The 26,997-nt window shown below is 43.8% G+C and carries 23 protein-coding genes and 2 tRNA genes; 24 read left to right on the top strand and 1 reads right to left on the bottom strand.

The window, feature by feature from the left end; genetic code table 11:
* Nucleotides 1-5: 5 nt before the first annotated feature.
* The 3 genes from D8791_RS04705 to nt5e all read left to right on the top strand — a co-directional run bounded on the left by D8791_RS04705 (nucleotide 6) and on the right by nt5e (nucleotide 4,151).
* Nucleotides 6-470 carry an NUDIX hydrolase gene (locus D8791_RS04705; protein ID WP_125446460.1) on the top strand — a complete coding sequence of 155 codons (465 nt, stop codon included), beginning with the start codon at nucleotides 6-8 and terminating at the stop codon, nucleotides 468-470.
* A gap of 12 nt (nucleotides 471-482) precedes the next feature.
* A complete protein-coding gene (locus tag D8791_RS04710) occupies nucleotides 483-1,751 on the top strand; it encodes a dihydroorotase (RefSeq protein WP_125446461.1) in 1,269 nt (422 codons plus the stop codon).
* Between the two features lie 141 nt (nucleotides 1,752-1,892).
* Complete coding sequence (gene nt5e / locus D8791_RS04715; protein WP_125446462.1) at nucleotides 1,893-4,151, top strand: cell surface ecto-5'-nucleotidase Nt5e; 2,259 nt, start codon at nucleotides 1,893-1,895, stop codon at nucleotides 4,149-4,151.
* 183 nt (nucleotides 4,152-4,334) lie between these two features.
* Here the strand turns inward: nt5e and plsY are convergent, their stop codons facing one another.
* Complete coding sequence (gene plsY / locus D8791_RS04725) at nucleotides 4,335-4,979, bottom strand: glycerol-3-phosphate 1-O-acyltransferase PlsY (RefSeq protein WP_125446463.1); 645 nt, start codon at nucleotides 4,977-4,979, stop codon at nucleotides 4,335-4,337.
* A gap of 222 nt (nucleotides 4,980-5,201) precedes the next feature.
* Here plsY and parE point away from each other — a divergent pair, with 222 nt between their 5' ends.
* The 21 genes from parE to D8791_RS04835 all read left to right on the top strand — a co-directional run bounded on the left by parE (nucleotide 5,202) and on the right by D8791_RS04835 (nucleotide 26,997).
* A complete protein-coding gene (parE, locus tag D8791_RS04730; protein ID WP_125446464.1) occupies nucleotides 5,202-7,145 on the top strand; it encodes a DNA topoisomerase IV subunit B in 1,944 nt (647 codons plus the stop codon).
* Between the two features lie 21 nt (nucleotides 7,146-7,166).
* Complete coding sequence (locus tag D8791_RS04735) at nucleotides 7,167-7,631, top strand: hypothetical protein (protein ID WP_260473506.1); 465 nt, start codon at nucleotides 7,167-7,169, stop codon at nucleotides 7,629-7,631.
* 29 nt (nucleotides 7,632-7,660) lie between these two features.
* A complete protein-coding gene (locus D8791_RS04740; RefSeq protein ID WP_125446466.1) occupies nucleotides 7,661-8,491 on the top strand; it encodes a hypothetical protein in 831 nt (276 codons plus the stop codon).
* Nucleotides 8,492-8,699: 208 nt separating this feature from the next.
* On the top strand, nucleotides 8,700-9,440 hold the full coding sequence (locus D8791_RS04745; protein ID WP_125446467.1) for a DUF6261 family protein: 741 nt from the start codon (nucleotides 8,700-8,702) through the stop codon (nucleotides 9,438-9,440).
* 74 nt (nucleotides 9,441-9,514) lie between these two features.
* Nucleotides 9,515-10,198 carry a hypothetical protein gene (locus D8791_RS04750; RefSeq protein ID WP_125446468.1) on the top strand — a complete coding sequence of 228 codons (684 nt, stop codon included), beginning with the start codon at nucleotides 9,515-9,517 and terminating at the stop codon, nucleotides 10,196-10,198.
* A gap of 75 nt (nucleotides 10,199-10,273) precedes the next feature.
* A complete protein-coding gene (locus tag D8791_RS04755; RefSeq protein ID WP_125446469.1) occupies nucleotides 10,274-11,107 on the top strand; it encodes an aminoglycoside 6-adenylyltransferase in 834 nt (277 codons plus the stop codon).
* Nucleotides 11,088-11,822 carry a CPBP family intramembrane glutamic endopeptidase gene (locus D8791_RS04760; protein ID WP_125446470.1) on the top strand — a complete coding sequence of 245 codons (735 nt, stop codon included), beginning with the start codon at nucleotides 11,088-11,090 and terminating at the stop codon, nucleotides 11,820-11,822. Before D8791_RS04755 ends, D8791_RS04760 begins: the two co-directional genes overlap by 20 nt.
* A gap of 52 nt (nucleotides 11,823-11,874) precedes the next feature.
* A complete protein-coding gene (gene parC / locus D8791_RS04765; RefSeq protein WP_125446471.1) occupies nucleotides 11,875-14,325 on the top strand; it encodes a DNA topoisomerase IV subunit A in 2,451 nt (816 codons plus the stop codon).
* Nucleotides 14,326-14,387: 62 nt separating this feature from the next.
* A complete protein-coding gene (locus D8791_RS04770) occupies nucleotides 14,388-15,491 on the top strand; it encodes a branched-chain amino acid aminotransferase (RefSeq protein WP_125446472.1) in 1,104 nt (367 codons plus the stop codon).
* Nucleotides 15,492-15,584: 93 nt separating this feature from the next.
* Entirely contained in the window at nucleotides 15,585-15,815 is a 231-nt protein-coding gene (locus D8791_RS04775) for a DUF2969 domain-containing protein (protein WP_125371053.1), read from the top strand.
* Nucleotides 15,816-15,865: 50 nt separating this feature from the next.
* Nucleotides 15,866-15,946, top strand: a tRNA-Tyr gene (locus D8791_RS04780).
* A 9-nt stretch (nucleotides 15,947-15,955) separates the two neighbouring features.
* A tRNA-Gln gene (locus D8791_RS04785) sits at nucleotides 15,956-16,027 on the top strand.
* 163 nt (nucleotides 16,028-16,190) lie between these two features.
* The gene (gene rpsA, locus D8791_RS04790; protein WP_015604624.1) at nucleotides 16,191-17,393 is read left to right on the top strand and encodes a 30S ribosomal protein S1; all 1,203 of its coding nucleotides are present in this window, start codon (nucleotides 16,191-16,193) and stop codon (nucleotides 17,391-17,393) included.
* A gap of 169 nt (nucleotides 17,394-17,562) precedes the next feature.
* A complete protein-coding gene (locus D8791_RS04795; RefSeq protein ID WP_125446473.1) occupies nucleotides 17,563-18,282 on the top strand; it encodes a matrixin family metalloprotease in 720 nt (239 codons plus the stop codon).
* A gap of 4 nt (nucleotides 18,283-18,286) precedes the next feature.
* Nucleotides 18,287-18,652, top strand: a complete 366-nt coding sequence (locus tag D8791_RS04800; RefSeq protein ID WP_125379614.1) for a hypothetical protein — start codon at nucleotides 18,287-18,289, stop codon at nucleotides 18,650-18,652.
* Nucleotides 18,653-19,077: 425 nt separating this feature from the next.
* Nucleotides 19,078-19,911, top strand: coding sequence for a PRD domain-containing protein (locus tag D8791_RS04805; RefSeq protein WP_125379613.1), 834 nt, complete (start codon nucleotides 19,078-19,080; stop codon nucleotides 19,909-19,911).
* Between the two features lie 24 nt (nucleotides 19,912-19,935).
* On the top strand, nucleotides 19,936-20,253 hold the full coding sequence (lacF, locus tag D8791_RS04810) for a PTS lactose transporter subunit IIA (protein WP_125371058.1): 318 nt from the start codon (nucleotides 19,936-19,938) through the stop codon (nucleotides 20,251-20,253).
* Nucleotides 20,253-21,959, top strand: a complete 1,707-nt coding sequence (locus tag D8791_RS04815) for a lactose-specific PTS transporter subunit EIIC (RefSeq protein ID WP_125446474.1) — start codon at nucleotides 20,253-20,255, stop codon at nucleotides 21,957-21,959. Before lacF ends, D8791_RS04815 begins: the two co-directional genes overlap by 1 nt.
* Nucleotides 21,960-22,190: 231 nt before the next feature.
* Nucleotides 22,191-23,597 carry a 6-phospho-beta-galactosidase gene (lacG, locus tag D8791_RS04825; protein ID WP_125446475.1) on the top strand — a complete coding sequence of 469 codons (1,407 nt, stop codon included), beginning with the start codon at nucleotides 22,191-22,193 and terminating at the stop codon, nucleotides 23,595-23,597.
* A gap of 223 nt (nucleotides 23,598-23,820) precedes the next feature.
* Entirely contained in the window at nucleotides 23,821-25,716 is a 1,896-nt protein-coding gene (locus tag D8791_RS04830) for an ABC-F family ATP-binding cassette domain-containing protein (RefSeq protein WP_125446476.1), read from the top strand.
* Between the two features lie 417 nt (nucleotides 25,717-26,133).
* Nucleotides 26,134-26,997 carry an Rgg family transcriptional regulator gene (locus tag D8791_RS04835; protein ID WP_125446477.1) on the top strand — a complete coding sequence of 288 codons (864 nt, stop codon included), beginning with the start codon at nucleotides 26,134-26,136 and terminating at the stop codon, nucleotides 26,995-26,997.

Genomic DNA, 26,997 nt, shown 5'->3' on the forward strand with positions numbered 1-26,997 from the left:
GTAGTATGGTTCAGTTAGCAACAATTTGTTATATCGATAATGGGCGGGAATTTCTCATGCTGCATCGCAACAAAAAGCCCAACGATGTTCATGCTGGGAAATGGATTGGAGTCGGTGGTAAGTTAGAGCGAGGAGAAACCCCGCAGGAATGCGCGGCACGAGAGATTCTAGAGGAAACAGGTCTAAAGGCCAAGCCTGTCTTAAAAGGTGTCATTACTTTTCCAGAATTCACTCCTGACTTGGACTGGTACACTTATGTTTTCAAGGTGACGGAGTTTGAGGGGGAACTGATTGATTGCAATGAAGGGACGCTGGAATGGGTGCCTTACGATCAGGTTCTTTCAAAGCCGACTTGGGAAGGAGATCATACCTTTGTTGAGTGGCTACTGGAGGATAAGCCCTTCTTTTCAGCCAAATTTGTTTATGATGGTGATAAACTGCTCGACACGAAGGTCGATTTTTACGAATAAAGGAGATAGAAAATGCTACTAATCAAGAATGGCCGTGTAATGGATCCTATGTCTGGTCTGGATCAAGTGTGCGATGTGCTGGTGGAGGGCAAGAAAATTGTCAAAATTGGCCAAAATCTGGAAGTGGCTGGTGCCCAAGTCCTAGATGCTAGTGGTTTGGTCGTTGCCCCCGGTCTGGTTGACATTCACGTTCATTTTCGGGAACCGGGTCAGACTCATAAGGAAGACATTCATACAGGAGCTTTGGCAGCGGCAGCGGGCGGCTTCACAACGGTCGTTATGATGGCCAATACCAATCCGACCATTTCTACAGTTGAAACGCTGCAGGAAGTGCTAGAGTCAGCCAGTCGTGAAAATATCCATATCAAGTCGGTCGCAACGATTACAGAGAATTTTGATGGCCAGCATTTGACAGATTTTAAAGCGCTCTTGGCAGCTGGTGCAGTAGGTTTTTCTGATGACGGTATTCCGCTGACCAATGCTGGCATTGTCCGCCAAGCCCTGATCGAAGCACGTAAAAACGATACTTTTATTAGCTTGCACGAGGAAGATCCCAATCTCAACGGCATACTCGGTTTCAATGAGCATATCGCCAAAGAGCATTTTCATATCTGCGGCGCGACAGGTGTGGCAGAATACAGTATGATTGCCCGTGATGTTATGATTGCTTATGATGCCAAGGCTCATGTGCATATCCAGCATTTGTCCAAGGCTGAGAGTGTAAAGGTAGTGGAATTCGCTCAGAAGCTAGGTGCTCAAGTCACTGCTGAAGCAGCACCTCAGCACTTCTCTAAGACAGAAGCTCTGCTATTGACCAAGGGCAGCAATGCTAAGATGAATCCGCCTCTGCGCTTAGAATCGGACCGTCTGGCCGTTATCGAAGGGCTCAAGTCTGGTGTTATTTCTGTCATTGCAACGGACCATGCTCCACATCACGCTGATGAGAAAAATGTTGAAGACATCACTAAAGCACCTTCTGGTATGACTGGTCTTGAGACCTCGCTTTCTCTGGGGCTGACCTACTTGGTTGAGGCTGGTCATCTAAGCTTGATGGAACTTTTGGAGAAAATGACAGTCAATCCAGCTAGTCTCTACGATTTTAATGCTGGTTTTCTAGCCGAAGAAGGCCCAGCGGATATCACTATTTTTGATCCTAAAGCTGACCGTCTGGTTTCCGACCATTTTGCCTCCAAGGCAGCCAATTCACCTTTTGTTGGCGAAGAGCTGAAAGGCCAAGTCAAATATACCATCTGCGATGGGGAAATCGTCTTCCAAGCCTAGCAGATATTCGTAGAAAATCAACGTTCCATTTCATTTTGGAACGTTTTTCGTATTAAGAAGAAGGATTCTTTGAAAAGGCATTCCCTTTTTACAATAAAAACAGTATAATAGTAGAAAAAACATAGACTGGAGCTTTTATTTATGAAAAAGAAGCATCTTATTTTACCTGTTTTGTCGACGGTTCTGTTGGCACCTGCCTTTTTGGACCATCAAGTTGCTGCGGATGAGGTTCAGCCAGCAACTGCTGTGGCAAATGTGAGTGACTCAGCTCAAAAACCAGCTGAAACGGATTTGGCACAAGCAGGTGGAGTTTCTGCCGATGAAGCTAGCGTCAATGTGGCCATCGCAGCTAATGCTCAAGATGTATCAGGAGCGTCTGACGCAAGCTTGCCTGAAGCTACCATTCTTCATACAAACGATGTGCACGGCCGTATCGTCGAAGAAAAAGGTGTTATCGGAGATGCCAAACTTGCAACGGTTATCAAGGAAGAACGTGCGAAAAATCCTCAAACGTTGGTCGTAGATGCAGGAGATGCTTTCCAAGGCCTACCAATTTCTAATAGCTCCAAAGGGGAAGAACGCGCGAAGATCCTCAATGAAATCGGCTATGATGCTATGGCGGTCGGCAACCATGAATTTGACTTCGGTTTGGATGAAGCCAAAAAATACAAAGAAATCCTCAATTTCCCACTTCTCAGTGCTAACACCTATGCCAATAATGCCCGTGTGTTCCAAGCATCAACCATTGTGGACAAGGATAAGAATGTAGAAGGTGATGAATTTGTCGTGATCGGGGTGACCACTCCTGAGACAGCTACAAAAACTCACCCAAAAAATATTCAAGGTGTGACTTTCGCGGATCCAATCACAGAGGTTAATCGGGTGATTGACGAAGTTGAAGCGCGTGCAGCAGCTGAAGGCAAGACTTACAAAAACTATGTCGTTCTGGCTCACTTGGGTGTGGATACTACGACACCAGTTGAATGGCGCGGTTCTACCTTGGCTGAAGCCCTTTCTAAAAATGCTAAGCTGAAGGGCAAGCGCGTTACAGTGATTGACGGTCATTCTCACACAGTAGAGTCCACTACTTACGGTGAAAATGTGACCTACAACCAGACTGGTAGCTATTTGCATAATATCGGTAAAGTTACTTTCAAGGCCAACCAACTTCTGGGCGATCCTCAGCAAATCCCAGCTGCAACAGCTAAAAAAGCTAGTCCAGACCCAGTTGTAGCAGAGATGGTCAAGAAGATCAAGGAAAAATACGATGCAGAAAATGCCAAGGTAATTGTAGCCAATAGTCCTGTGGAGCTTAATGGGGACCGTGAAAATGTCCGCGTTCGAGAAACCAATCTGGGGAATGTGGTAGCTGATGCCCTCTACAAATATGGCCAAACAGGCTTTGCCAACAAAACAGACTTGGCTGTGACCAATGGTGGCGGCCTACGGGAAACCATTGCCAAAGACAAACCCATCACAAAGGGAAATGTCATCGCTGTACTGCCATTTGGAAATACCATTTCACAAATCAAGGTAACAGGTCAGAATATCGCAGACATGTTTGCCAAATCTTTGGGCTCAATCCTGCAAGAAAAAGATGGAAAACCTGTCTTGGATGAAAACGGCCAACCATTGCTAGAGCCAAGCGGCGGTTTCTTGCAAGTCTCTGGTGCCAAAGTTTACTATGACACAACTCTGCCAGCAGAGAAACGGATCCTTCGCATTGAAATCAAAAACAAAGAAACAGGTGCTTATGAAGCCCTTGACTTGGCTAAGACCTATTACCTGACAACCAATGACTTCCTAGCAGCAGGTGGTGATGGTTATACCATGCTGGGTGGTGCGCGTGAGGAAGGGCCATCTATGGACGTGGCCTTTGCAGAATATCTGGAAAGTGCAGATTTGACAGCTTATGCAGCAATCAATCCAAATTCTCGCACAATTTCTATGTCTGCTAGCAAGGATACAGATGGAGATGGTTACACAGATATCGAGGAAATCCAGCAAGGTACTGATCCAAAAGATGCCACTTCTAAGCCTGAACAAAGCAATCCAGCAAACCCAACCAATCCGACTAACCCAGCAAATCCTACCAACCCAACTAATCCAACAGTTCCAACAAGACCAAGCAATCCAGTGGTTCCGAGCCAGCCTAATCATCCGGTTGTGCCTGAGACAAAACCACAAGAACAGCCTTCTGTTGAGAAGCCAAATACAGCTCAGCCAGCAGCTAATAAGGCGACTTATCAAGCTCCAGCACAGGTTCGTCCGACAGAACTAGCAAGCAAACAAGGAACTCTTCCGAAAACAGGAAGCAAGAATCCTTTCCTTCTTTCTATGTTTGGCTTGGTATTCGGAATGCTGGGTGCAGCAGGCCTGAAAAAAACTCAAAAAGATTAAAAAAAAATGAGGCTGGGACAAAAGTCCTAGCCTCTCAATTGTTTTTTTTGATTGTCGAGCGAGACGCAGTGGTTGAGTGGGCTCTACTACGCTGATTTCATCAGCTTTTACAGCCCTACTCAACTGTGCGGAGGTGGGACGACGAAATCGAATTCTATCGAATTACCGATTTCTGTCCCACTCTCATTTTTTTGGATTTTGCTTGGTCAGGTTAATGCCCCAAGGGATTAGGTTTTCAGTTTTATTTCGAATCCGCTGGATATTGTCGCGATGACGAAGGATGATAATGGCTGCTAAGAGAATGATAATCAGGGTAAAGAGGAAATCATAGCTAGGTAGGATAAAACCTAAAGCAGGAAAAATCAAGACAGACAGGATAGCCACGCTTGCAGAAACCACGCTGGCGAGAGAAATCATACTTCCCAGATAGAGAGTTGTCACAAAGACAAATATCAGGTAGATAAAGAAAGCTGGCGAGAAGCCCAGAACAGCTCCTGCACTGGTCGCCACGGCTTTGCCGCCCTTGAAGCCAGCAAAGATCGGAAAGGTATGCCCAATCACGGCCAAGAGACCAAAAATCAGTGGTGAAATCCCATCAATATGTAGGAAAAGTGGCAGCAACGTTGCCAGTGTACCTTTGAAAAAGTCAATGGCAAAGGTGGCAGTGCCGGCCGTCTTACCCAAAATCCGGAAAGTATTGGTCGTGCCAGTATTGCCACTGCCGTATTCTCGCAGGTTCTTTTTAAAGAAAATCTGCCCAATCCACAAACCTGTCGGAATGGAGCCCAGTAAATATGCTAGTATTAATCCAATTATCGTGTTCATCATGATTTTATTATACCATGATTTAGAACTTGGACAAAGAACTATGATAAGAATATTTTTAGAGAATTGTCTAGTCTGACGCTTGCAGCTAGGCTGCCTTTCTCCAAAATCACTTAAAATCCAGATTCTATCAGTCTTTAAAGGGTATTTTGTAGAAAAAAACTTTGCAAAATTTATCAAAAACTTGTAAGATAATAAAGATGACTATCATGCAGGAGGTTCCTTGTGGCAAAAAAGGAAATCAATATTAACAATTACAATGACGATGCCATTCAGGTATTAGAAGGGTTGGATGCGGTCCGTAAACGTCCGGGGATGTATATCGGATCGACCGACGGAGCAGGACTCCACCATCTGGTCTGGGAGATTGTGGACAATGCAGTCGATGAAGCCCTGTCAGGCTTCGGTGACCGGATCGATGTGACCATCAACAAGGACGGCAGTCTAACCGTTGCTGACCACGGACGCGGGATGCCGGTCGGCATGCACGCTATGGGTATTCCCACGGTCGAGGTCATCTTCACCGTTCTCCACGCAGGTGGTAAGTTCGGCCAAGGTGGCTATAAGACCTCGGGTGGTCTCCACGGTGTAGGTTCCTCTGTTGTCAATGCCCTGTCCAGCTGGCTGGAAGTGGAAATTACGCGCGACGGGGCTGTTTACAAGCAACGCTTTGAAAATGGCGGAAAACCTGTCACGACGCTCAAGAAAATCGGCACTGCACCTAAGTCCAAGTCTGGGACCAAAGTGACTTTCATGCCGGACGATACGATTTTTTCAACGATAGACTTCAAGTATAACACTATTGCCGAGCGGCTTAAGGAATCAGCCTTCCTGCTCAAGAATGTCCGCCTGTCGCTGACCGATGCGCGGACTGGCGAAGAAGTAGAGTTCCACTATGAGAATGGGGTCGAAGACTTTGTCAGCTACCTCAATGAAGACAAGGAAACCCTGACGCCTGTCCTCTATTTCGAGGGCGAGGAGAGTGGCTTCCAAGTCCAGGTGGCCCTCCAGTATAACGACGGCTACTCTGACAATATCCTGTCCTTTGTCAATAACGTCCGCACCAAGGATGGTGGTACCCATGAGACGGGACTCAAGACCGCAATTACCAAGGCCATGAACGACTATGCCAGAAAGACAGGTCTGCTCAAGGAAAAGGACAAAAATCTGGAAGGCTCAGACTATCGCGAGGGTCTGGCTGCTGTTCTTTCTATCCTAGTTCCAGAGGAGCACCTGCAGTTTGAAGGCCAGACCAAGGACAAGCTGGGCAGCCCTTTGGCTCGTCCTGCCGTGGACTCCATCGTCTCTGACAAGCTGACCTTCTTCCTCTTGGAAAATGGTGAGCTAGCATCTAACCTTATCCGCAAGGCTATCAAGGCCAGAGATGCCAGAGAGGCGGCCCGCAAGGCGCGTGATGAAAGTCGGAATGGCAAGAAGAATAAGAAAGACAAGGGCTTGCTGTCTGGTAAGCTGACTCCGGCCCAGTCCAAGAATCCAGCCAAGAATGAACTCTATCTGGTCGAGGGAGACTCTGCCGGTGGCTCTGCCAAGCAAGGCCGTGACCGTAAGTTCCAAGCCATCCTGCCTCTGCGCGGTAAGGTTATCAATACTGCTAAGGCTAAGATGGCTGACATTCTCAAGAACGAAGAAATCAACACCATGATTTACACGATTGGAGCGGGTGTTGGGTCAGACTTTACCCTTGAGGATGCCAACTATGACAAGATCATCATCATGACCGATGCGGACACCGACGGCGCCCATATCCAGACCTTGCTGCTGACCTTTTTCTATCGCTATATGCGCCCGCTGGTCGAGGCTGGCCGTGTCTATATCGCCCTGCCGCCTCTCTACAAGATGTCCAAGGGCAAGGGCAAGAGCGAAGTCGTCGAGTATGCCTGGACCGATGGCGAACTGGATGACCTGCGCCGCAAGTTTGGCAAGGGCGCCATGCTTCAGCGCTACAAGGGGCTCGGTGAAATGAACGCTGACCAGCTCTGGGAGACGACCATGAATCCCGACACCCGCACCCTCATCCGAGTTACCATCGAAGACCTGGCCCGCGCCGAACGCCGCGTCAACGTGCTCATGGGAGACAAGGTCGAACCCCGCCGTAAGTGGATTGAGGATAATGTGAAGTTTACGCTTGAGGAGAGTGGGGTATTTTGAACGATGCAAAATACACAAATTATGATAAATGAATTGAAAGAAATAGCTATGGAATTTAGGAAAGCTATTGAAAAAGCAATTCAGACAGAAGAGATTACCGATTATAACCTAGTGAATTTTCCTAAAGGATGCTGCAGTTTTGTAAGTGACTACCTTCAGAGATATTTATATGAACAAGGAATTGAATCATTGTATGTTTCTGGCGAATATGGTTCTGGATGCGAATGGTATTCTCATGCTTGGTTAGTTGCCTACGAAGATATCATTGTTGATATTACAGGAGATCAGTATCAAGATAACGAAGGGGAACTCTTTTATGATATTCCGGTGTATGTTGGCGAAGAGGATGAGTTTCATAAATTATTTAAATACAATCGTCCACCGATTTCATATTCTGAGCAAGGAATAAATGATTCTCGTAGTCGTCGTTTGAAAGAAAAGAATAACAAAAATTATAATATAATTTTGAAATACATTCAAAATTAGAATTCTGGACTGTGAAAAGGAAAACTCTTATGAAAGAATCAGATGTTTTGACTAGGATTGGATTGAAAGATAAGGACGAATTGCTCTCTTTATTAGAAAATAGTGGGTTAAATGAAAGATTGTCTAGACTTACTTCTATTGATAGAGAAACACATTCTATTAAGTTAGAATTTTGTGAATCAGGATGTTACTTTAAAATAGTACAAGATGATGTGAGGGATATATCGGAAGTTACAGAAGAAAGTACAAATGTTCATAGAAAGGGCTGGTCTTGTATTTTAGAATCCTCTACGGAGGAAATAAACTTTAAAAACAAAAAAACTCCTAAACCAATCGGATTCCCTAGATCAAACTGCAGAGTAGAAATGGATAAAGTAAAAGTCTGGTGTTTTCATAAAGGGCATATATTGGGAAGAGGAGTTTCTAAGTATGTATCCAACTATTGTTATTTTAGTAATGATTCAGAGGAGAACTTTGGGGCCTTAAATCGAGGGTTAATTGATAACATAAATACAAATTTATTTACGCAATTTGCAAGCGCAAATTACCAAATAGGCTCTTCAAAAAGAAATAGTCAGGCTTATTTTGAAAGAGAAGTTGAGAATTTTTTTAAGGATAGCGAAAATGGAGTGATTTTCTATGAAGTAAAGGCCATTTATAAAAAGTCAGAAGATTCAATAGATAAATATCCTATTGGAACGGAAATTTTTTATACAACTTTAGATAATAATAGCAGAGAAGAATCTATAGAGCAACATGTTTTTGTCCCCAATTGTGCTGTCTATTTTGACTTGTCTGGTTTGGGTGTCAGTTATCAACAGTTTTATAAACATGGATATGATGAAATATGCCGAAAATAGTATCTCGCCAGTTCTAAAGTGAGTCCGTCCGATTTTAGGACGAGGCCTTTCATGGCGAATTCTGTTTGTCCGAAAATCGGACGAGTGTTTTTTGAGTAAAAGACGAACGTTTGTTTTTCGGACGAGCTCTTGCAAGAGCAAAAAACTTTTTCCGAAAATCGGATGAAGTTAAAAGTACATTAAAATAAAAAATTAGGAGATTGTAAAAATGAAAAAAATTTATGGAACTACTAGTTTGGATGTTAAGTCTTTAGAAAACAACGAATTTTTCCAGCTCATGTCTGAGAGCATGGAGGAGATTGCGGCTTTTAATAAGGCCAACAAGGTAGATGCTATTTACACGACTAAGCTGACAGAGATGGAGCAGCTTTTGGCTAAGCTACAAGGAGGGCTTCATCAGACCAAATCCAGCAAGCTGGTGGCTAGTCTAGATAAAGCTGACCGTGAGCGCGACGATACTTTGGCTACGCTCCATTCTCTGGTTCGGGCCTTTGCAAGGGTCAAGGACGCAGCAACCAAGGAAGCCTACGAGACCCTGTCTCAGCTACTGAAAAACTATAGCGGTCTAGCTAGCACTAGCTTGGAAAAGGAGACCGAGGGCATCAACCACCTGCTCCAAGAGCTGAAAAAGCCAGTCTACCAGACAGCGCTAGCTAAGTTGCATCTGGAAGCCCATGTCGACAGTCTGGCTGCTGCTCAGAAGGCTTTTAACAAGACCTACAAGGAGCGACTGACTGAGCTCAAGGGCAAGGCTCCAAGCCAGAATAAGACCGTCCGCTTCAAGCTGCAAGAAATCTATGATTTCCTTGTGGACTTTACGGCTATCGGTGCTTATGCTTATCCCGAAAGAACTCACATGGTCAATCTCCGCGACCACCTCAACGCTATCCGCAGCCGCTACAAAAAACGAAAGCCAGCCAAGAAGGTGAAAGAAGAAGTGGAAGGATAAATAAAATGGTTTTATAAGAGATAGAATATAAAGTAATCTCATTTTCCATAGCTGGATTTATGGAGGAGTAACTTATGACACCTGAAATGTTTGATAAATTAATCAAAGCTATTGATTCAACTGATTGGATTTCCAATTGGATTCAAATAGGTTTAGGAATCTTTTCAATTCTTATACCTATTATCTATGCAACTTGGATTTCAAAGAAAGATACTAAAGAAATTGATGAACGTCAACAAAAGCTAGAGATTATTCAAAATTCAATCGCAAATAATATATTAGAATTAACAGGGCAGCAAAATCAATTATCCGATACTCAGAAAAAAGTTGAAGAAAGCTTAAGAGAGCTTAAAGCAATAGCTCAACAATCAAGAAAGTCAAATCTTATAAAATTACAAAATGATTTCCCAATATTTTTTAGAGCTTTGGATGATTTTGAATGGGAGTATAGCAAATTATCGAAGACTATTAGTGATTTCAATACTAAGAAGAAAATGTCGTCTGATGTTAAGGATGAAGTAGGTGAAATTTTTATAGCAATGGAAGATCTGATTGAAGCCGAAATTAATCATCTGAACAATTCAGAAATCCCTCCAATAATTTTAGGTAGTTTTAACAAATTATTAAGATCGATAAATTCTTCATCAAAATATTATTTGACAAACTTTGACGATATTCAATGTACAAATTTTATATTTGATGAGTTTTCAAGAATAAAGATAGCTAGAGAAGAATTGCTTATGTTTCTTAATGTGTAATCTTTCTATCTATATGAAACTTTTTTTAAATTGATATAGTTAATTTCAATCTCCAATAAAAAGGTAGGTATTCCCATGAGAACTGAATCCGAAATGTTTGATGTGATTTTGCAAACCGCAAAAGTGCTACAAGTCGACGCTGTCGCCATGTCCGGCTCACGGACAAATCCAAACGCCCCCAAGGACGAGTTCCAAGATTATGATGTGGTCTACATTGTGGAGGATTTGGATGGTCTGACGGCCGACCTTGCTTGGTTGGAAGAATTTGGCAAGCGCATCATCGAGCAGCATAACGTACTTGACCATCGCCGCCTCTATCTCATGCTCTTTGAAGATGGCAATCGGATCGATTTGACCCTCTGCCCCAAGGAGCACATCAAAGAGTGGATAGATAGCGAAGCGGATTTCACGGTGCTGGATGACCCGCAGGGGTTCTTTCAGCCTCATGCACCGACACCTAAGCGCTATTGGACGGCACCAGCTCGTGCGATTGATTTTGATAAATCTTGCAATGAATTTTGGTGGGTATCAGCCTATGTGGTCAAGGGCATTTGTCGAAATCACCTGATCTATGCGACGGATCATCTCTATGGCATCTGCCAGCAAGAATTGCTTAAGCTGTTAGCTTGGCAAGTCGCAGCAGATAAGGGGACGGTCGATGTTGGCAAGAATTACAAGTATCTCTTTCAGTATTTGCCTGCTGAGAAAGAGAAAGAATTTACAGCCTTGCTTGACTTTTCTGACCAGAAAAGTCTCACCAAGTCTCTCTTGGCGACCATGGACTTTTTCCACAAAGAAGCTCAAGATTTCTCTCTCAAAACCGGCTTCCACTATGACAAAGAAACCGCAGAGACGATGATTGAGTATGCTGAGGAGAGACTCGAAACAAATGAAACATTTACAAAATAATAAGATAACAAAATTTTTATTGATTAGTTTTCTCATTTCTTGGGGATTTGGTTGGGGATTGCTCGCTTTTCTGACGCAAATGAGCCTCTTAAGTCTAACAAGTCCACTAGGAGTTTTTCTCCATTTACTAGGAGGTTTCGGTCCAACCATTGCAGCCATTTCTTGTTTGCCTCAAAAATCCATTAAAAGCATAGTCTCTTTTATCTTAGGGGACTCAAAGAAATATATTTTGTTATTTCTTTTACTAATTTTCGTGCAGACGGGTGTTATTGCTTTTTCTTCTAAGGAGATTAATCCAGCTTTTCCGCTAGGAAATTTGTTTGTTGTTTTTTTGAGTGCAGTCTGTGTTTATGGAGGTGAAGAAGAATTGGGATGGCGAGGCACCTTGCAACCAACTTTGGAAACTAGATTCTCCTTTTGGATTTCCGGTTTGATAACAGGTTGTATTTGGGCAATATGGCATGTACCTTTATGGTTTGTGATTGGAAGTTCCCAAAGTAGGATGCCTTTTATATTCTTCAGTCTATTTGCAATTTATCTCAGTATTCTTCTGGCAGCTGTTTTCAAAAAGACTAAGTCGATCCTTTATTGCGCCATTTTTCACGGCTTAATTAATACCCTACTTAGCTTATTTGTTATTAAAATTAATCTTTTATTCATTATAGGATTAGTAGGATTGCTCTTCTTTTCTCACTACCTACAAAGAAACAGTTAAATTTATAAAATATAGATTTACTTTACAATAAAACACTAAAAAGAGAATTATTATGTCCAACATTCAAAACATGTCCCTTGAGGACATTATGGGAGAGCGCTTTGGTCGCTACTCCAAATACATCATTCAAGAGCGGGCCTTGCCGGACATTCGCGATGGCTTGAAGCCTGTTCAGCGCCGTATTCTTTATTCGATGAACAAGGACGGCAACACCTTTGACAAGGGCTACCGCAAGTCAGCCAAGTCTGTCGGGAACATCATGGGGAATTTCCACCCCCACGGTGACAGCTCCATCTACGATGCCATGGTCCGTATGTCTCAGGACTGGAAAAACCGTGAGATTCTCGTTGAGATGCACGGGAACAATGGTTCCATGGACGGTGATCCACCGGCGGCTATGCGTTATACTGAGGCGCGGCTGTCTGAGATGGCTGGCTATCTTTTGCAGGATATCGAGAAAGATACCGTTCCTTTTGCTTGGAACTTCGACGATACTGAGAAGGAGCCGACCGTTCTGCCGGCAGCCTTTCCTAACCTCTTGGTCAATGGAGCAACTGGGATTTCCGCTGGTTATGCGACCGATATCCCGCCTCATAATCTAGCCGAGGTCATTGATGCGGTCATCTATATGATTGATCATCCGTCTGCCAAGGTGGACAAACTCATGGAGTTTCTGCCTGGTCCAGACTTCCCGACAGGAGCTATTGTTCAAGGTCGTGATGAAATCAAGAAGGCTTACGAGACTGGCAAAGGTCGCGTCGTGGTGCGTTCCAGAACTGAGATTGAAAAGTTGAAGGGCGGTAAAGAGCAAATCGTCATCACCGAGATTCCTTACGAGATTAATAAAGCGGTCTTGGTCAAGAAAATCGACGATGTGCGGGTCAACAATAAGGTGGCTGGCATTGCTGAGGTGCGGGACGAATCCGACCGGGACGGTCTGCGTATTGCCATCGAGCTCAAGAAAGATGCAAATACTGAGCTGATTCTCAACTATCTTTTCAAGTACACTGATTTACAGGTAAATTATAACTTCAACATGGTGGCAATCGACAACTTTACGCCTCGTTTGGTGGGAATTGTGACAATCTTGACTAGTTATATTGCCCACCGCAAGGAGATTATTCTGGCTCGCAGCCGTTTTGACAAGGCTAAGGCTGAGAAACGGCTGCATATCGTGGAAGGACTGATTCGGGTGCTTTCCATCTTGGACGAGGTGATTGCCCTGATTCGGGCTTCCGAAAACAAAGCAGACGCCAAGGAAAATCTTAAAGTCAGCTATGATTTCACTGAGGAGCAGGCTGAGGCTATCGTCACTCTCCAACTCTACCGTTTGACAAATACAGACGTAGTGGTTCTGGAAGAGGAAGAAGCAGAGCTGCGCGAGAAGATTGCGATGCTGGCAGCCATTATCGGTGATGAGCGGACTATGTATAACCTCATGAAGCGGGAGCTCCGCGATGTCAAGAAGAAGTTTGGCAACCCGCGTCTCAGTGAGCTGCAGGATAGGGCAAACGCCATTGAGATTGATACGGCTAGCCTGATTGTGGAGGAAGAGACCTATGTCAGCGTGACACGTTCCGGCTACATCAAGCGGACCAGTCCGCGTTCCTTCTCTGCTTCAACCCTAGAGGAAATGGGCAAGCGTGATGACGACCGACTGATTTTCCTCAGTCCAGCCAAGACGACTCAGCATTTGCTGATTTTCACAAGTCTGGGAAATGTCATTTACCGGCCTGTTCATGAGCTGTCAGATATTCGCTGGAAAGAGATTGGAGAACACCTCAGCCAGACCATCAGTAACTTTGATACAAAGGAAGAGGTTATCTATACAGAATTGCTGGATAGCTTTGAGGAGGGCACTTACTTTGCAGCGACCAAGCTGGGTCAAATCAAGCGTGTAGAGCGTAAAGAATTCAGTCCTTGGCGGACCTACAAGTCCAAGTCGCTTAAGTTTGCCAAGCTGAAAAATGAAGACGATCAGGTTATTGCTCTGGCGCCGATTAAGCTGGATGATGTCATGCTTGTGACTAAGAATGGCTATGCTCTGCGTTTCAATATTGAGGAAGTGCCAGTTATCGGAGCTAAGGCAGCTGGGGTTAAAGCCATCAACCTCAAGAAGGACGATGTCCTAGCGGCAGCCTTTATCGCCAACACCGACTCGCTTTACATCCTGACTCAGCGCGGTTCCCTCAAGCGTATGGCAGTCGCAGATATTCCTGTTACCAGTCGGGCAAATCGCGGTCTTCAGGTTCTGAGAGAGCTTAAGACCAAGCCGCATCGTGTCTTCGCAGCTGGTCCTGTCTATGGCGAAGCAGCAGACTTTGACCTCTTTACTACTGAAGCAGAAGCTAGTGAGGATCAGATTTTGCAGGTGCTTTCTAATAAAGGAACGGCCTATGAAATCAATCTGGCTGACCTCAGCCTGTCTGAGCGCACCAGCAACGGCAGCTTCATTTCTGATACTATTTCAGATGAAGAAGTTTTCTCTGCTTATATCAAGTAATCAACAAGCCAGTTCACACGAACTGGTTTTTAAAAAAATAAATTTTCAGAAAATTGAAAATAATGATTGAATTTTTCAGAAAAAGGTGTACAATAGGGAGTATCTATAAATTGAAAGATAAGGAAAAGAGGAAAAAGACTATGACAGTAAATCTTGATTGGGAAAATCTTGGCTTTTCATATATGAAATTGCCCTATCGCTATATCGCTTATTATCGGAATGGTCAGTGGGAAGAAGGACAGCTGACAGAAGATGCGACCCTGCATATTTCTGAGTCTTCACCAAGTCTTCACTATGGCCAGCAGGCTTTCGAAGGTCTAAAGGCTTATCGTACCAAGGATGGTAGTGTTCAGCTTTTCCGTCCAGATGAGAATGCTAAGCGCCTGCAACGCACTTGCGATCGTCTCTTGATGCCACAAGTTTCAACTGAAATGTTTGTGGAAGCGTGTAAGGCCGTTGTCCGCGCCAATGAAGAATATGTACCGCCATATGGAACAGGAGGAACTCTCTACCTTCGTCCCCTTTTGATTGGTATCGGAGATATCATCGGGGTAAAACCAGCAGAGGAGTACATTTTTACGATTTTTGCTATGCCAGTTGGAAACTACTTCAAGGGTGGTTTGGTTCCAACCAACTTCTTGATCCAAGATGAATATGACCGTGCAGCTCCACATGGTACAGGTGCTGCTAAGGTAGGCGGTAACTACGCAGCTAGTCTTCTACCAGGTAAGATGGCTAAGTCTCGCAACTTTTCTGATGTTATCTACTTAGATCCGTCAACTCATACCAAGATTGAAGAAGTCGGATCAGCCAATTTCTTTGGAATCACCAAGGACAATGAATTTGTGACTCCGCTTAGCCCGTCCATTCTGCCATCCATTACCAAATATTCTTTGCTTTACTTAGCAGAGCACCGCTTAGGTTTGACGCCGATTGAAGGCGACGTTCCAATTGATAAGTTGGATCGCTTTGTCGAAGCAGGAGCTTGTGGTACGGCGGCTGTTATCTCACCAATTGGAGGAATCCAGCATGGCGATGATTTCCATGTATTCTATAGCGAGACAGAAGTTGGGCCAGTGACTCGCAGACTCTACGATGAGCTGACTGGTATCCAATTTGGTGATGTAGAAGCTCCAGAAGGTTGGATTGTAAAAGTAGACGAATAACTTTAAGAGCCTTTCGAGGCTCTTTTTATTGAGGAAATCACTTGCCAGCTTTGCTATTTTTGTGTAAAATAGAGACTTGAAAGAGGTAAAAGAATGAGTAAAAAAGATAAAAAAATTGAGATTCAGATTGCGGATAGTAAGGTGACACTTGGCGCTGATCAATTTGATGGCTACACCCTTTCTATTGGGAAAAAAGTCATTGGCGAGATTGCCGAGTTTGACGGTCAATTTGCTATTGTCAAGAATGGAAATGTTGAAAGTTTATATAAAAAGCTTGAAAAAGCGGTGGAAACTTTGATTGAAACCTACAATTTAGGAAAATAAGGGCTTGCGCTTTTATTAGATTAATGATATAATTGATATCGTTGATTGTCGGAGAGATAGCGAAGAGGCTAAACGCGGCGGACTGTAAATCCGCTCCTTCGGGTTCGGGGGTTCGAATCCCTCTCTCTCCATTTCATCATTGGGGTATAGCCAAGCGGTAAGGCAAGGGACTTTGACTCCCTCATGCGTTGGTTCGAATCCAGCTACCCCAGTTCTTAGGTAATATATCAGATAAAGGATAAAATATCGTCGGATATTTTATTTCTTTATAGGGTGGAAAACGGTAAAAGATAAATCAATGTCGTTTGCGGGTGCTTAGGAAAATAATTATAAGTATGTCAAGTAGTATACTTGATTGTTGGAGGATTTTTTTAGATGAATGAATTTGAAGATTTGCTAAACAGTGTTAGCCAAGTCGAGCCAGGTGATGTCGTTACTGCTGAAGTATTGACAGTGGATGCTAACCAAGCTAATGTTGCCATTGCTGGTACTGGTGTTGAAGGGGTTTTGACTCTGCGTGAGTTGACAAATGATCGTGATGCTGACATCAATGACTTTGTAAAACCAGGTGACACACTTGAATTGCTTGTTCTTCGTCAAGTAGTAGGTAAAGATACAGATACAGTTACTTACCTAGTATCTAAAAAACGTTTAGAAGCTCGCAAAGCATGGGACAAATTGGTTGGTCGTGAAGAAGAAGTTGTTACTGTTAAGGGCACTCGTGCTGTTAAAGGTGGACTTTCTGTTGAGTTTGAAGGACTTCGTGGATTTATTCCAGCTTCAATGCTCGATACTCGTTTCGTTCGCAACACTGAACGTTTTGTAGGTCAAGAATTTGATGCTAAGATCAAAGAAGTAGATCCAAAAGAAAACCGCTTCATCCTTTCACGTCGTGAAGTTGTTGAAGCAGAAGCTGCAGCAGCGCGTGCAGAAGTATTTGGTAAATTGAATGTTGGTGATGTTGTAACTGGTAAAGTTGCTCGTATCACAAGCTTCGGTGCTTTCATTGACCTTGGTGGTGTTGATGGTTTGGTTCACTTGACTGAACTTTCTCACGAGCGTAACGTTTCACCAAAATCTGTTGTTTCAGTTGGTGACGAAATCGAAGTGAAAGTTCTTGATTTGAACGAAGAAGAAGGCCGCGTGTCACTTTCACTTAAAGCTACAACTCCTGGACCATGGGACGGTGTTGAACAAAAACTTGCTGCTGGCGATGTAGTTGAAGGTACAGTAAAACGTTTGACTGACTTCGGTGCTTTCGTTGAAGTATTGCCAGGTATCGACGGACTTGTTCACATCTCACAAATTTCACACAAACGTGTTGAAAATCCAAAAGATGCTCTTAAAGTTGGTCAAGAAGTGACTGTTAAAGTTCTTGAAGTGAATGCTGCTGCTGAGCGTGTATCACTTTCTATCAAGGCTCTTGAAGAGCGTCCAGCTCAAGAAGAAGGCCAAAAAGAAGAAAAACGTCAATCTCGTCCGCGTCGTCCACGTCGTCAAGAAAAACGTGACTTCGAGCTTCCAGAAACTCAAACTGGTTTCTCAATGGCTGATCTTTTCGGTGATATCGAATTGTAATTTACTTAAGAAGAGGCTGAGTTTCTCAGCTTCTTTTTTCGTCTTTTCAAGTGGGACTTTGCATTCGAGTCATTTATTGCGATACTTGCTCTTTATGCATATTCAGTTTTATTTAAGCGAAAGATGCTAGACTAAGTCTCTCGTTCATTCTATGAGAAAGGAGCTTGCCATGAAGTTTATTTTCGATTGTATTAGATTTATATTTCGCTTGATTTGGCGGCTCATTTGGGGTCTTATTTGGTCTGTGGCACTCAGTTTCCTTGTTCTTGTAGGTGTTTTTTATTTTACTACTTCGACAGAGACAGGGGCAGAGGGATTATCGCAGGCTCTTCGAACTACTGTTACTCAAGTGGATCAATTTTTAACGCATCAAGGACTTTCCACTGGTCTTCAGACTAGTGAGGGAATTCAGCCCCATCAGCTGACAGATGAGCATAAAGGGACGGGAGCTCGCTGGGAGAAGGCTAGTGCTACGGTATATATCGATACCACGAATGAAACTTTACGTTCAGCCTATCAGGAGGCCATTAGTTCCTGGAACCAGACAGGAGCTTTCACCTTTCAAATCATCAATGACAAAGAAGAAGCGGATATCGTTGCGACGGAAATGAATGACGGCAGTGTCAGTGCAGCTGGTGAGGCAGAGTCCAAGACCAACCTGCTGACCAATCGTTTCACCCATGTGACTGTTCGTCTTAATAGTTACTACCTGCTGGACAGTCGCTATGCTTATTCTCATGAGCGAATTGTCAATACAGCAGCGCACGAATTGGGCCATGCTATCGGATTAGACCATAATGAGGAGGAATCAGTGATGCAGTCGGCAGGCTCATTTTATAGTATTCAGCCGATAGATATCCAGGCTGTAAAAGACTTGTATCAATCATAAAGGTATGCTAAAATCGATTTTTAATATTATTAGACGCTTCCCAGAGCAAGTTTTCCTTTTTCTTTTTAATTCAGGCATTTTTGCTTGGCTGTGGAAAAGCGGCAGCGACATTGCTAACCAGCTAGGCGTGACAGCAGCTTGGAAAACTCATGTTCCAGCGCCCATTCAGGCCTTCTTTGGCGAGAATGTTGAGACGGTTCAAGGATTTTTCCAGCATTCAGCCATTATGTGGTTGATTGGTTCCATGATTATTCTTTGGATCGTTCGTTTTGTCAAAGGGATGATAAAGCTAAGTCTCTTTGTTTTGATTGTTTTGTTGGGCATTTACTTGGTCATGCAAAATCAAGAAGTTCTAGGGAGTTTTCTGTAAACTACAAGCAATTTATAGAAGAAAAAAACTTATGACATGAAGAGGCTTAATTGAGCGAGAGCAAGTTTTTCATGGCAAGTTCAGTGCAAGCTTTCCAAGAAGTTTGTAGAAGGTCTTGTACTCTCTGATATTTCCTTATACATATTTTTAAGCAAAAAATTTCGTGTGGACAAGCTTGCAACAGTACTAAATCCTTACTAAAAAAGTGAGATTCTAAAAAATATTTAAAAAAAGCAAAAGAAAGGGTTTACATTCACATTTTGATGTGCTATAATGAAACCATAAATTGAATAGGGTGAGCGTTACTAAGTTGGATTAGGCGTGACCGCAAATGAATTGGAAGAGGCAAGTTCTCTTGTGTTTTTCCGTTTGTTTGCGGTCATTTTTATTTCACGAAGGCTCAAGAAAATGATAAGGAGGGAACTATGTATCGAATTATACTTCCTATGAATAACAATGTTGCTCTAGCCAAACATGAAAATGGTGAAGAGGTTGTTCTGATTGGTAGTGGGATAGCATTCAATAAGAAAAAGGGTGATCCTGTTCTGGAAAGTAAGATTGAGAAAGTCTTTCGTATGAGAACGGAAGAGTCCAAGGAAAACTTTGTGGCCTTGCTCAAAGATGTGCCACTGGACTTTATCACAGTGACCTATGATGTGATTGACACGCTTTCCAAGAAATACCATTACCCAGTCCAGGAGTATATCTATGTCACACTGACGGACCATATCTACTGTTCTTATCAAGCACTTCAGCAGGGGCGGTACAAGGAGAGTGACCTGCCAGATGCTTCAGGTAAATATCCCACTCCTTATCAAATCGCGCAAGAAGCAGTGGCTATTTATCGGGAACGACTCTTAGAAGCATTTCCAGACGATGAAATAAACAGAATCGCCTATCACTTTATCAATGCAGAAGGGGTCTCCAGTCCAGCAGGTCAGGGTCATTTGGATCAGCGGAAGGAAATTCTAGCGGCTGTAGAAGAAGAGCTGAGAAAGCAGGGAATTAAAAGAACATCGGAGAATAGCAACTTCTATGACCGATTTATGATTCATCTCAATTACTTCTTAGATTACTTAGACAGAAGCCGAGATGACAACGTTTCACTGTTAGAAATGGAAAGTCAGATTAAATTGACCTATCCCAAAGCTTATCAAATCGGAAGTAGTCTTTATGAGATTATTGCCCAGAAAACTGGAATAGACTTATATCATAGTGAGCGAGTTTATCTGGTATTACATATTCAACGATTATTATAAGGAACATTAAAAGGAGGATCTATCATGAATAGAGAAGAAGTAACATTACTTGGTTTTGAAATCGTAGCCTACGCAGGTGACGCTCGCTCCAAGTTGCTGGAAGCACTAAATGCAGCTCAGGCTGGAGAATTTGACCGCGCAGAAAGTTTGGTGGAAGAAGCCAATGCTTGTATTGTCGAAGCGCACCATGCTCAGACCAGCCTTTTGACCAAAGAAGCTGCTGGTGAGGACTTGGCTTATAGCGTGACGATGATGCACGGCCAAGACCACTTGATGACAACCTTGTTGCTCAAGGATTTGATGAAACACATGATTGAACTATATAAAAGAGGAGTAAAATAATGAACAAACTCATCGGACTTATTGAGAAAGGGAAGCCTTTCTTTGAGAAGATTTCTCGGAACATCTATCTCCGTGCTATTCGGGATGGCTTTATCGCCGGTATGCCAGTCATCCTCTTCTCATCTATTTTTATCTTGATTGCCTATGTGCCAAATGCGTGGGGCTTCCACTGGTCTAAGGATATTGAAACTTTCTTAATGACCCCTTATAGCTATTCAATGGGGATTCTGGCTTTCTTTGTGGGTGGGACCACTGCCAAGGCTTTGACGGACTCTGTCAATCGCAGCCTGCCTGCTACAAACCAGATTAACTTCTTATCTACTATGCTGGCTTCTATGGTCGGCTTCCTCCTCATGGCAGCTGAGCCTGCCAAAGAAGGTGGCTTCCTGACTGCCTTCATGGGAACAAAAGGTCTTTTGACAGCTTTCATCGCAGCCTTTGTGACGGTTAATGTCTACAAGGTTTGTGTAAAAAATAATGTCACCATCCGCATGCCAGAAGAAGTTCCACCAAATATTTCCCAAGTATTTAAAGACTTGATTCCATTTACTGTTTCAGTCGTTCTGCTCTACGGTTTGGAACTGCTTGTTAAAGCAAGTCTGGGAGTAACGGTTGCTGAATCCATAGGAACGCTTCTAGCTCCACTCTTCTCAGCAGCTGATGGCTATCTGGGAATCACGCTTATCTTTGGTGCTTATGCTTTCTTCTGGTTCGTGGGAATTCATGGTCCGTCTATTGTTGAGCCTGCTATTGCTGCCATTACTTATGCCAATATCGATGCCAACTTGGCCTTGCTTCAAGCTGGTCAGCATGCGGATAAGGTCATCACTTCTGGTACTCAAATGTTCATCGTTACCATGGGTGGTACTGGTGCGACCTTGATTGTTCCATTCCTCTTCATGTGGATCTGTAAGTCCGAGCGTAACCGTGCGATTGGACGGGCATCTGTTGTCCCAACTTTCTTTGGTGTTAATGAGCCCATTCTTTTTGGTGCTCCAATCGTACTGAATCCGATATTCTTCATTCCATTTATCTTTGCACCTATCGCAAACGTATGGATTTTCAAATTCTTTGTTGATACTTTAAACATGAACTCCTTCTCAGCCAACCTTCCTTGGGTGACACCTGGACCTCTGGGAATTGTGCTGGGGACCAACTTTCAGCTTCTGTCTTTTGTACTAGCAGCCCTTCTTGTCGTAGTGGATGTGATTATTTACTATCCATTTGTCAAGGTTTATGACGAACAAATTCTAGAAGAAGAACGTTCTGGCAAAGCTAACGATGCTCTTAAAGAAAAAGTAGCAGCCAACTTTAATACTGCTAAAGCGGATGCTATCCTTGAAAAAGCAGGAGTGGATGAAGAAGCTCCTGCTCAAAACAATATTAGCGAAGAAACCAATGTTCTGGTGCTCTGTGCAGGCGGTGGTACTAGCGGATTGCTGGCCAACGCTTTGAATAAAGCAGCAGCTGAATACAATGTTCCTGTCAAAGCAGCAGCGGGCGGCTACGGTGCTCACCGTGAAATGCTGCCTGAGTTTGACCTGGTTATCCTGGCTCCTCAAGTTGCTTCAAACTTTGAAGACATGAAGGCGGAAACTGATAAATTGGGGATCAAGCTAGCTAAGACCGAAGGCGCCCAATACATCAAACTAACCCGTGATGGTAAAGGAGCACTGGCCTTTGTTCAGGAGCAATTCAACAACTAAATCTGTTTATTTGAGATGAAGCAACTTGATAGAGAGTGGGACAGAAATCGGTAATTCGTTAGAATTCGATTTCGTCGTCCCACCTCCGCACAGTTGAGTAGGGCTGTAAAAGCTGATGAAATCAGCGTAGTAGAGTCCACTCAACCACTGCGTCTTGCTCGATAATCCAAAGACAATTGAGAGGCTAGGACTTTTGTCCCACTCTCCAAATGTTATTGAAAGGAAAATAAGATGACAAAAAGCTTACCTAAAGATTTTATTTTCGGTGGTGCAACAGCAGCCTATCAAGCTGAAGGAGCAACCCACACAGATGGGAAAGGGCCTGTTGCCTGGGATAAGTACCTAGAGGACAACTACTGGTACACGGCAGAACCTGCCAGCGACTTTTACCACAAATATCCTGTGGATCTGAAATTGGCTGAAGAGTATGGTGTCAATGGGATTCGGATTTCCATTGCTTGGTCGCGGATTTTCCCGACAGGCTATGGCGAGGTCAATGCAAAAGGTGTGGAATTTTACCATAATCTTTTCGCAGAATGCCACAAGCGCCATGTAGAACCTTTTGTGACCCTCCACCACTTTGATACACCAGAAGCTCTCCACTCAAACGGAGATTTCCTCAATCGGGAGAATATCGAGCACTTTGTAGACTATGCGGCTTTCTGTTTTGAAGAATTTCCAGAAGTTCGCTATTGGACGACTTTCAATGAAATTGGCCCCATTGGTGACGGGCAGTACTTGGTCGGAAAATTCCCCCCAGGTATTCAGTATGACTTGGCCAAGGTTTTCCAATCTCATCACAATATGATGGTCTCACATGCCCGTGCTGTTAAGCTCTATAAGGACAAGGGTTACAAGGGTGAAATCGGTGTCGTTCATGCACTTCCGACAAAATATCCTTACGATCCAGAAAATCCAGCAGATGTCAGAGCAGCAGAGTTAGAAGATATTATTCATAATAAATTTATCCTTGATGCGACTTATCTGGGACACTATTCAGATGTAACTCTGGCAGGAGTGAATCATATCCTTAAGGTCAATGGTGGTCAGCTGGATTTGCGAGATGAAGACTTTGCGGCTTTAGAAGCAGCTAAAGACCTCAATGACTTCCTTGGGATCAACTACTATATGAGTGACTGGATGCGAAACTTTGACGGTGAAACTGAAATTATCCATAACGGAAAAGGCGAAAAGGGAAGCTCCAAATACCAAATTAAGGGTGTCGGGCGCAGAGAATCTCCAACCCATATACCAAAAACTGATTGGGATTGGATTATCTATCCGCAAGGTCTCTATGACCAGATCATGCGGATTAAGAAAGATTATCCAAACTACAAGAAGATTTATATCACAGAAAATGGTCTGGGTTATAAAGATGAATTTGTGGACAATACGGTTTACGACGATGCTCGGATTGACTACGTCAAGCAGCATTTGGAAGTTTTATCCGATGCGATTGCGGACGGGGCTAATGTCAAGGGCTACTTTATCTGGTCTCTGATGGATGTCTTTTCTTGGTCTAACGGTTATGAAAAACGCTACGGCTTATTCTACGTAGACTTTGAAACGCAGGAACGCTATCCTAAGAAATCCGCTCACTGGTATAAGAAACTAGCTGAAACACAAATCATTGAATAAAAAATAAAGCCGTTAGAGTTGAGCTCTTTCGGCTTTTTTGGGTATGCTAATCCATAGAAGTCTGATTTGATGGTATTCAATCGCTAGACAGGATATTCTGGTCTGAGTGCTTGCGGAAAAATTTAAAATTTTCCTTTGAATTGGCTTGAGAGACAGACAGTTTGGATTTCATTTTTTATGACAGCCAATGGCTCTGTACTTGGAAATCTGCTATAATGGTTTTATGATTATTTTACAAGCAAACAAGATTGAACGCTCTTTTGCAGGGGAGCTACTTTTTGATAATATCAACCTGCAGGTGGATGAGAGTGACCGGATTGCACTGGTCGGTAAAAACGGAGCTGGTAAGTCAACCCTGCTCAAGATTTTGGTGGGCGAGGAAGAGCCTACTTCTGGTCAGATCAATAAAAAACGAGACCTTTCCCTATCTTATCTGGCTCAGGACAGCCGCTTTGAGTCGGAGAATACTATCTACGACGAGATGCTGCTGGTCTTTGATAATCTGCGCCAGCAGGAAAAGCGACTACGCCAGATGGAGCTGCAAATGGGAGAATTGTCAGGGGAAGACCTGACGGCTCTCATGACCCAGTACGACCAGCTGTCAGAGGACTTTCGCCAGAAAGGTGGGTTTACCTATGAGGCCGACATTCGAGCGATTTTGAATGGCTTCAAGTTTGACCAGTCCATGTGGCAGATGAAGATTTCTGAGCTTTCAGGCGGGCAGAATACCCGTCTGGCTCTGGCCAAAATGCTTTTAGAGAAGCCAGAACTGCTGGTCTTGGACGAGCCAACTAACCATTTGGATATCGAGACCATCGCCTGGCTAGAGACTTACTTAGTCAACTACAGCGGTGCCCTGATTATCGTCAGCCACGACCGCTATTTCCTAGACAAGGTTGCGACTATCACGCTGGATTTGACCAAGCATTCTTTGGATTGCTATGTGGGCAATTACTCTAGCTTTGTGGTCCAAAAGGAGCAGAAGCTGGCCACCGAAGCCAAGAACTACGAAAAGCAGCAGAAAGAAATCGCAGCCTTGGAGGACTTTGTCAACCGCAACCTGGTCCGGGCCTCTACGACCAAGCGGGCTCAGTCCCGCCGTAAGCAGCTGGAAAAGATGGCGCGTTTGGACAGGCCGGAGACTAACAGTCGCTCGGCTAATATGACCTTCAAATCCGATAAGGTTTCGGGAAATGTTGTTCTGACCCTGGAAGATGCAGCTATTGGCTATGGCGAGGAAGTCCTGTCGGAGCCGATCAACCTCGATATTCGCAAGTTTAATGCGGTAGCTATTGTCGGACCAAATGGGATTGGAAAGACGACCTTGATTAAATCACTAATCGGGCAAGTGCCCTTCATCAGAGGCAAGGAGCAGCTGGGAGCTAACGTGGAAGTGGGCTACTATGACCAGACCCAGAGCAAACTGACTGCCAGCAATACAGTACTTGACGAGCTATGGAATGACTTCAAGATGACGCCAGAGGTCGAAATTCGCAATCGCTTAGGCGCTTTCCTCTTCTCGGGAGACGATGTCAAGAAGTCCGTCGGCATGCTGTCGGGAGGAGAGCGGGCGCGGCTGCTTCTAGCCAAGCTGTCTATGGAAAACAACAACTTCCTCATCCTAGACGAGCCGACCAATCACCTGGATATTGACAGCAAGGAAGTGCTGGAAAATGCCCTGATTGACTTTGACGGCACCCTGCTCTTTGTCAGCCATGACCGTTACTTTATCAATCGCGTGGCCACACAGATAGTTGAGCTCTCTGAGACAGGCTCCACCCTTTATCTGGGTGATTATGACTACTACCTAGAGAAAAAGGCAGAGCAGGAAGCCTTGCGTGAAGAGACGGAGCAGACTAGTCCTGACAAGCCAGCACCTGCTAATGACTATCAGCTCCAAAAGGAAAACCAGAAAGAACAGCGCCGACTTGCCCGTCGCCTAGAACAACTGGAAGTGCAAATCGAGGACTTGGACAGACAGATCAGTCAGCTTCAGGAAGCCATGGAAGCCACTAATGACGCCGCCGAACTCATGGAGAGCCAGCAGCAAATCGACCAGCTGACCGCTGCCCAAGAAGAAGCCATGCTAGAATGGGAAGAACTGGCGGAGAAGGTGTAGGAGGAGCCAATCGAAGCTGCGCAAAAATGCCTAGTTTCCGTGTAAAATGAGCTCTCCAGAGCTCATAATGCTTAATTCACATGTGAAATCAGCTAAAAAAGAGTAAAAAACGAATTTTTACATGTGTTCTGAGATTTTTTCGAGGAAAATAAACTATTCTTCATGCAATCTAAGTTCTTTTAAAGACAAGTCAGTCCGTCAGATTTTCTGACGGTTGGTCTGAGAGCAAATCCCGAACTTTCTATTTTCTGACGAGTTCTTTTAGCAGAATCTGCCTTTTCTGATTTTCAGCCGATAAGATTTTGACGAAAAGAGCCTCGTCTGAAAATAAAATCCTAACAAAGGGGCTGGAAGGTAGTTTTGAAAGAAGCGACTAGGGAGCAGAACAGCAATTAAAGGAATTGAAGTGGTAAACAAATGGAAGATTTAGGCAAAGTTTTTCGCGATTTTCGTTTAAATGGACAGTATTCTTTGAAGGAAGCGGCGGGCCAGGTCTGCTCGACCTCTCAGCTGTCTCGTTTTGAGCTGGGTGAGTCGGACATGACCCTCTCGAAATTTTTAGATCTCTTGGATAATATCCATGTGACTCTTGAAAATTTTATGGACAAGGCCCGGAATTTCCAGCAGCATGAGCACGTAGCTATGATGGGTCGGATTATCCCTCTTTACTACTCAAATAACGTCAAGGGATTTCAAGACTTGCAAGCAGAGCAGTTGGAAAAGGCCAAGGCAAGCAACGCGCCTCTTTACTATGAACTGAATTGGATTTTGATGCAGGGCTTGATTTGTCAGCGAGACAGTCAGTTTCGCATGAGGCAAGAGGATTTAGATAAGGTGGCTGATTATCTCTTCCAAGTGGAAGACTGGACCATGTATGAGCTGATCCTATTTGGTAATCTCTATAGCTTCTATGATGTGGACTACGTCTACCGTCTGGGCAAGGAAGTCATGGAGCGGGAGGACTACTACAAAGAAATCGGTCGCCATAAGAAATTAGTCTTGATTATAGCGCTCAATTGTTACCAGCATTGTTTGGAAAGTTGTTCTTTTGATAAGGCTAGTTATTTTGAGACTTACGTAGAGAAAATCATTGGCAAGGGCATCAAACTCTATGAACGCAATGTATTCCTCTATCTAAAAGGTTTTGCAGCTTATCAGAAGGGAGAGAAGAAGCAGGGAATCAAGCAAATGCAGGAAGCCATGCATATCTTTGAAGTGCTAGAACTACCTGAGCAAGTCGACTATTATCAAGAGCATTTCTATAAGTTTGTAAAAGTATAA

Source organism: Streptococcus cristatus (genome assembly GCF_003943515.1).
Taxonomy (GTDB): domain Bacteria; phylum Bacillota; class Bacilli; order Lactobacillales; family Streptococcaceae; genus Streptococcus; species Streptococcus cristatus_D.

What these genes read in the sequence shown, in the direction of transcription:
- D8791_RS04710 (WP_125446461.1), top strand. Translation starts at nt 483, where the DNA reads ATGCTACTAATCAAGAATGGCCGTGTAATGGATCCTATGTCTGGTCTG.
- rpsA (WP_015604624.1), top strand. Translation starts at nt 16,191, where the DNA reads ATGAATGAATTTGAAGATTTGCTAAACAGTGTTAGCCAAGTCGAGCCA.
- lacG (WP_125446475.1), top strand. Translation starts at nt 22,191, where the DNA reads ATGACAAAAAGCTTACCTAAAGATTTTATTTTCGGTGGTGCAACAGCA.
- D8791_RS04740 (WP_125446466.1), top strand. Translation starts at nt 7,661, where the DNA reads ATGAAAGAATCAGATGTTTTGACTAGGATTGGATTGAAAGATAAGGAC.
- D8791_RS04800 (WP_125379614.1), top strand. Translation starts at nt 18,287, where the DNA reads ATGCTAAAATCGATTTTTAATATTATTAGACGCTTCCCAGAGCAAGTT.
- D8791_RS04705 (WP_125446460.1), top strand. Translation starts at nt 6, where the DNA reads ATGGTTCAGTTAGCAACAATTTGTTATATCGATAATGGGCGGGAATTT.
- lacF (WP_125371058.1), top strand. Translation starts at nt 19,936, where the DNA reads ATGAATAGAGAAGAAGTAACATTACTTGGTTTTGAAATCGTAGCCTAC.
- D8791_RS04755 (WP_125446469.1), top strand. Translation starts at nt 10,274, where the DNA reads ATGAGAACTGAATCCGAAATGTTTGATGTGATTTTGCAAACCGCAAAA.
- D8791_RS04745 (WP_125446467.1), top strand. Translation starts at nt 8,700, where the DNA reads ATGAAAAAAATTTATGGAACTACTAGTTTGGATGTTAAGTCTTTAGAA.
- D8791_RS04735 (WP_260473506.1), top strand. Translation starts at nt 7,167, where the DNA reads ATGATAAATGAATTGAAAGAAATAGCTATGGAATTTAGGAAAGCTATT.
- D8791_RS04770 (WP_125446472.1), top strand. Translation starts at nt 14,388, where the DNA reads ATGATTGAATTTTTCAGAAAAAGGTGTACAATAGGGAGTATCTATAAA.
- D8791_RS04760 (WP_125446470.1), top strand. Translation starts at nt 11,088, where the DNA reads ATGAAACATTTACAAAATAATAAGATAACAAAATTTTTATTGATTAGT.
- D8791_RS04805 (WP_125379613.1), top strand. Translation starts at nt 19,078, where the DNA reads ATGTATCGAATTATACTTCCTATGAATAACAATGTTGCTCTAGCCAAA.
- D8791_RS04750 (WP_125446468.1), top strand. Translation starts at nt 9,515, where the DNA reads ATGACACCTGAAATGTTTGATAAATTAATCAAAGCTATTGATTCAACT.
- D8791_RS04775 (WP_125371053.1), top strand. Translation starts at nt 15,585, where the DNA reads ATGAGTAAAAAAGATAAAAAAATTGAGATTCAGATTGCGGATAGTAAG.
- nt5e (WP_125446462.1), top strand. Translation starts at nt 1,893, where the DNA reads ATGAAAAAGAAGCATCTTATTTTACCTGTTTTGTCGACGGTTCTGTTG.
- plsY (WP_125446463.1), bottom strand. Translation starts at nt 4,979, where the DNA reads ATGATGAACACGATAATTGGATTAATACTAGCATATTTACTGGGCTCC.
- D8791_RS04815 (WP_125446474.1), top strand. Translation starts at nt 20,253, where the DNA reads ATGAACAAACTCATCGGACTTATTGAGAAAGGGAAGCCTTTCTTTGAG.
- parC (WP_125446471.1), top strand. Translation starts at nt 11,875, where the DNA reads ATGTCCAACATTCAAAACATGTCCCTTGAGGACATTATGGGAGAGCGC.
- D8791_RS04830 (WP_125446476.1), top strand. Translation starts at nt 23,821, where the DNA reads ATGATTATTTTACAAGCAAACAAGATTGAACGCTCTTTTGCAGGGGAG.
- D8791_RS04835 (WP_125446477.1), top strand. Translation starts at nt 26,134, where the DNA reads ATGGAAGATTTAGGCAAAGTTTTTCGCGATTTTCGTTTAAATGGACAG.
- D8791_RS04795 (WP_125446473.1), top strand. Translation starts at nt 17,563, where the DNA reads ATGAAGTTTATTTTCGATTGTATTAGATTTATATTTCGCTTGATTTGG.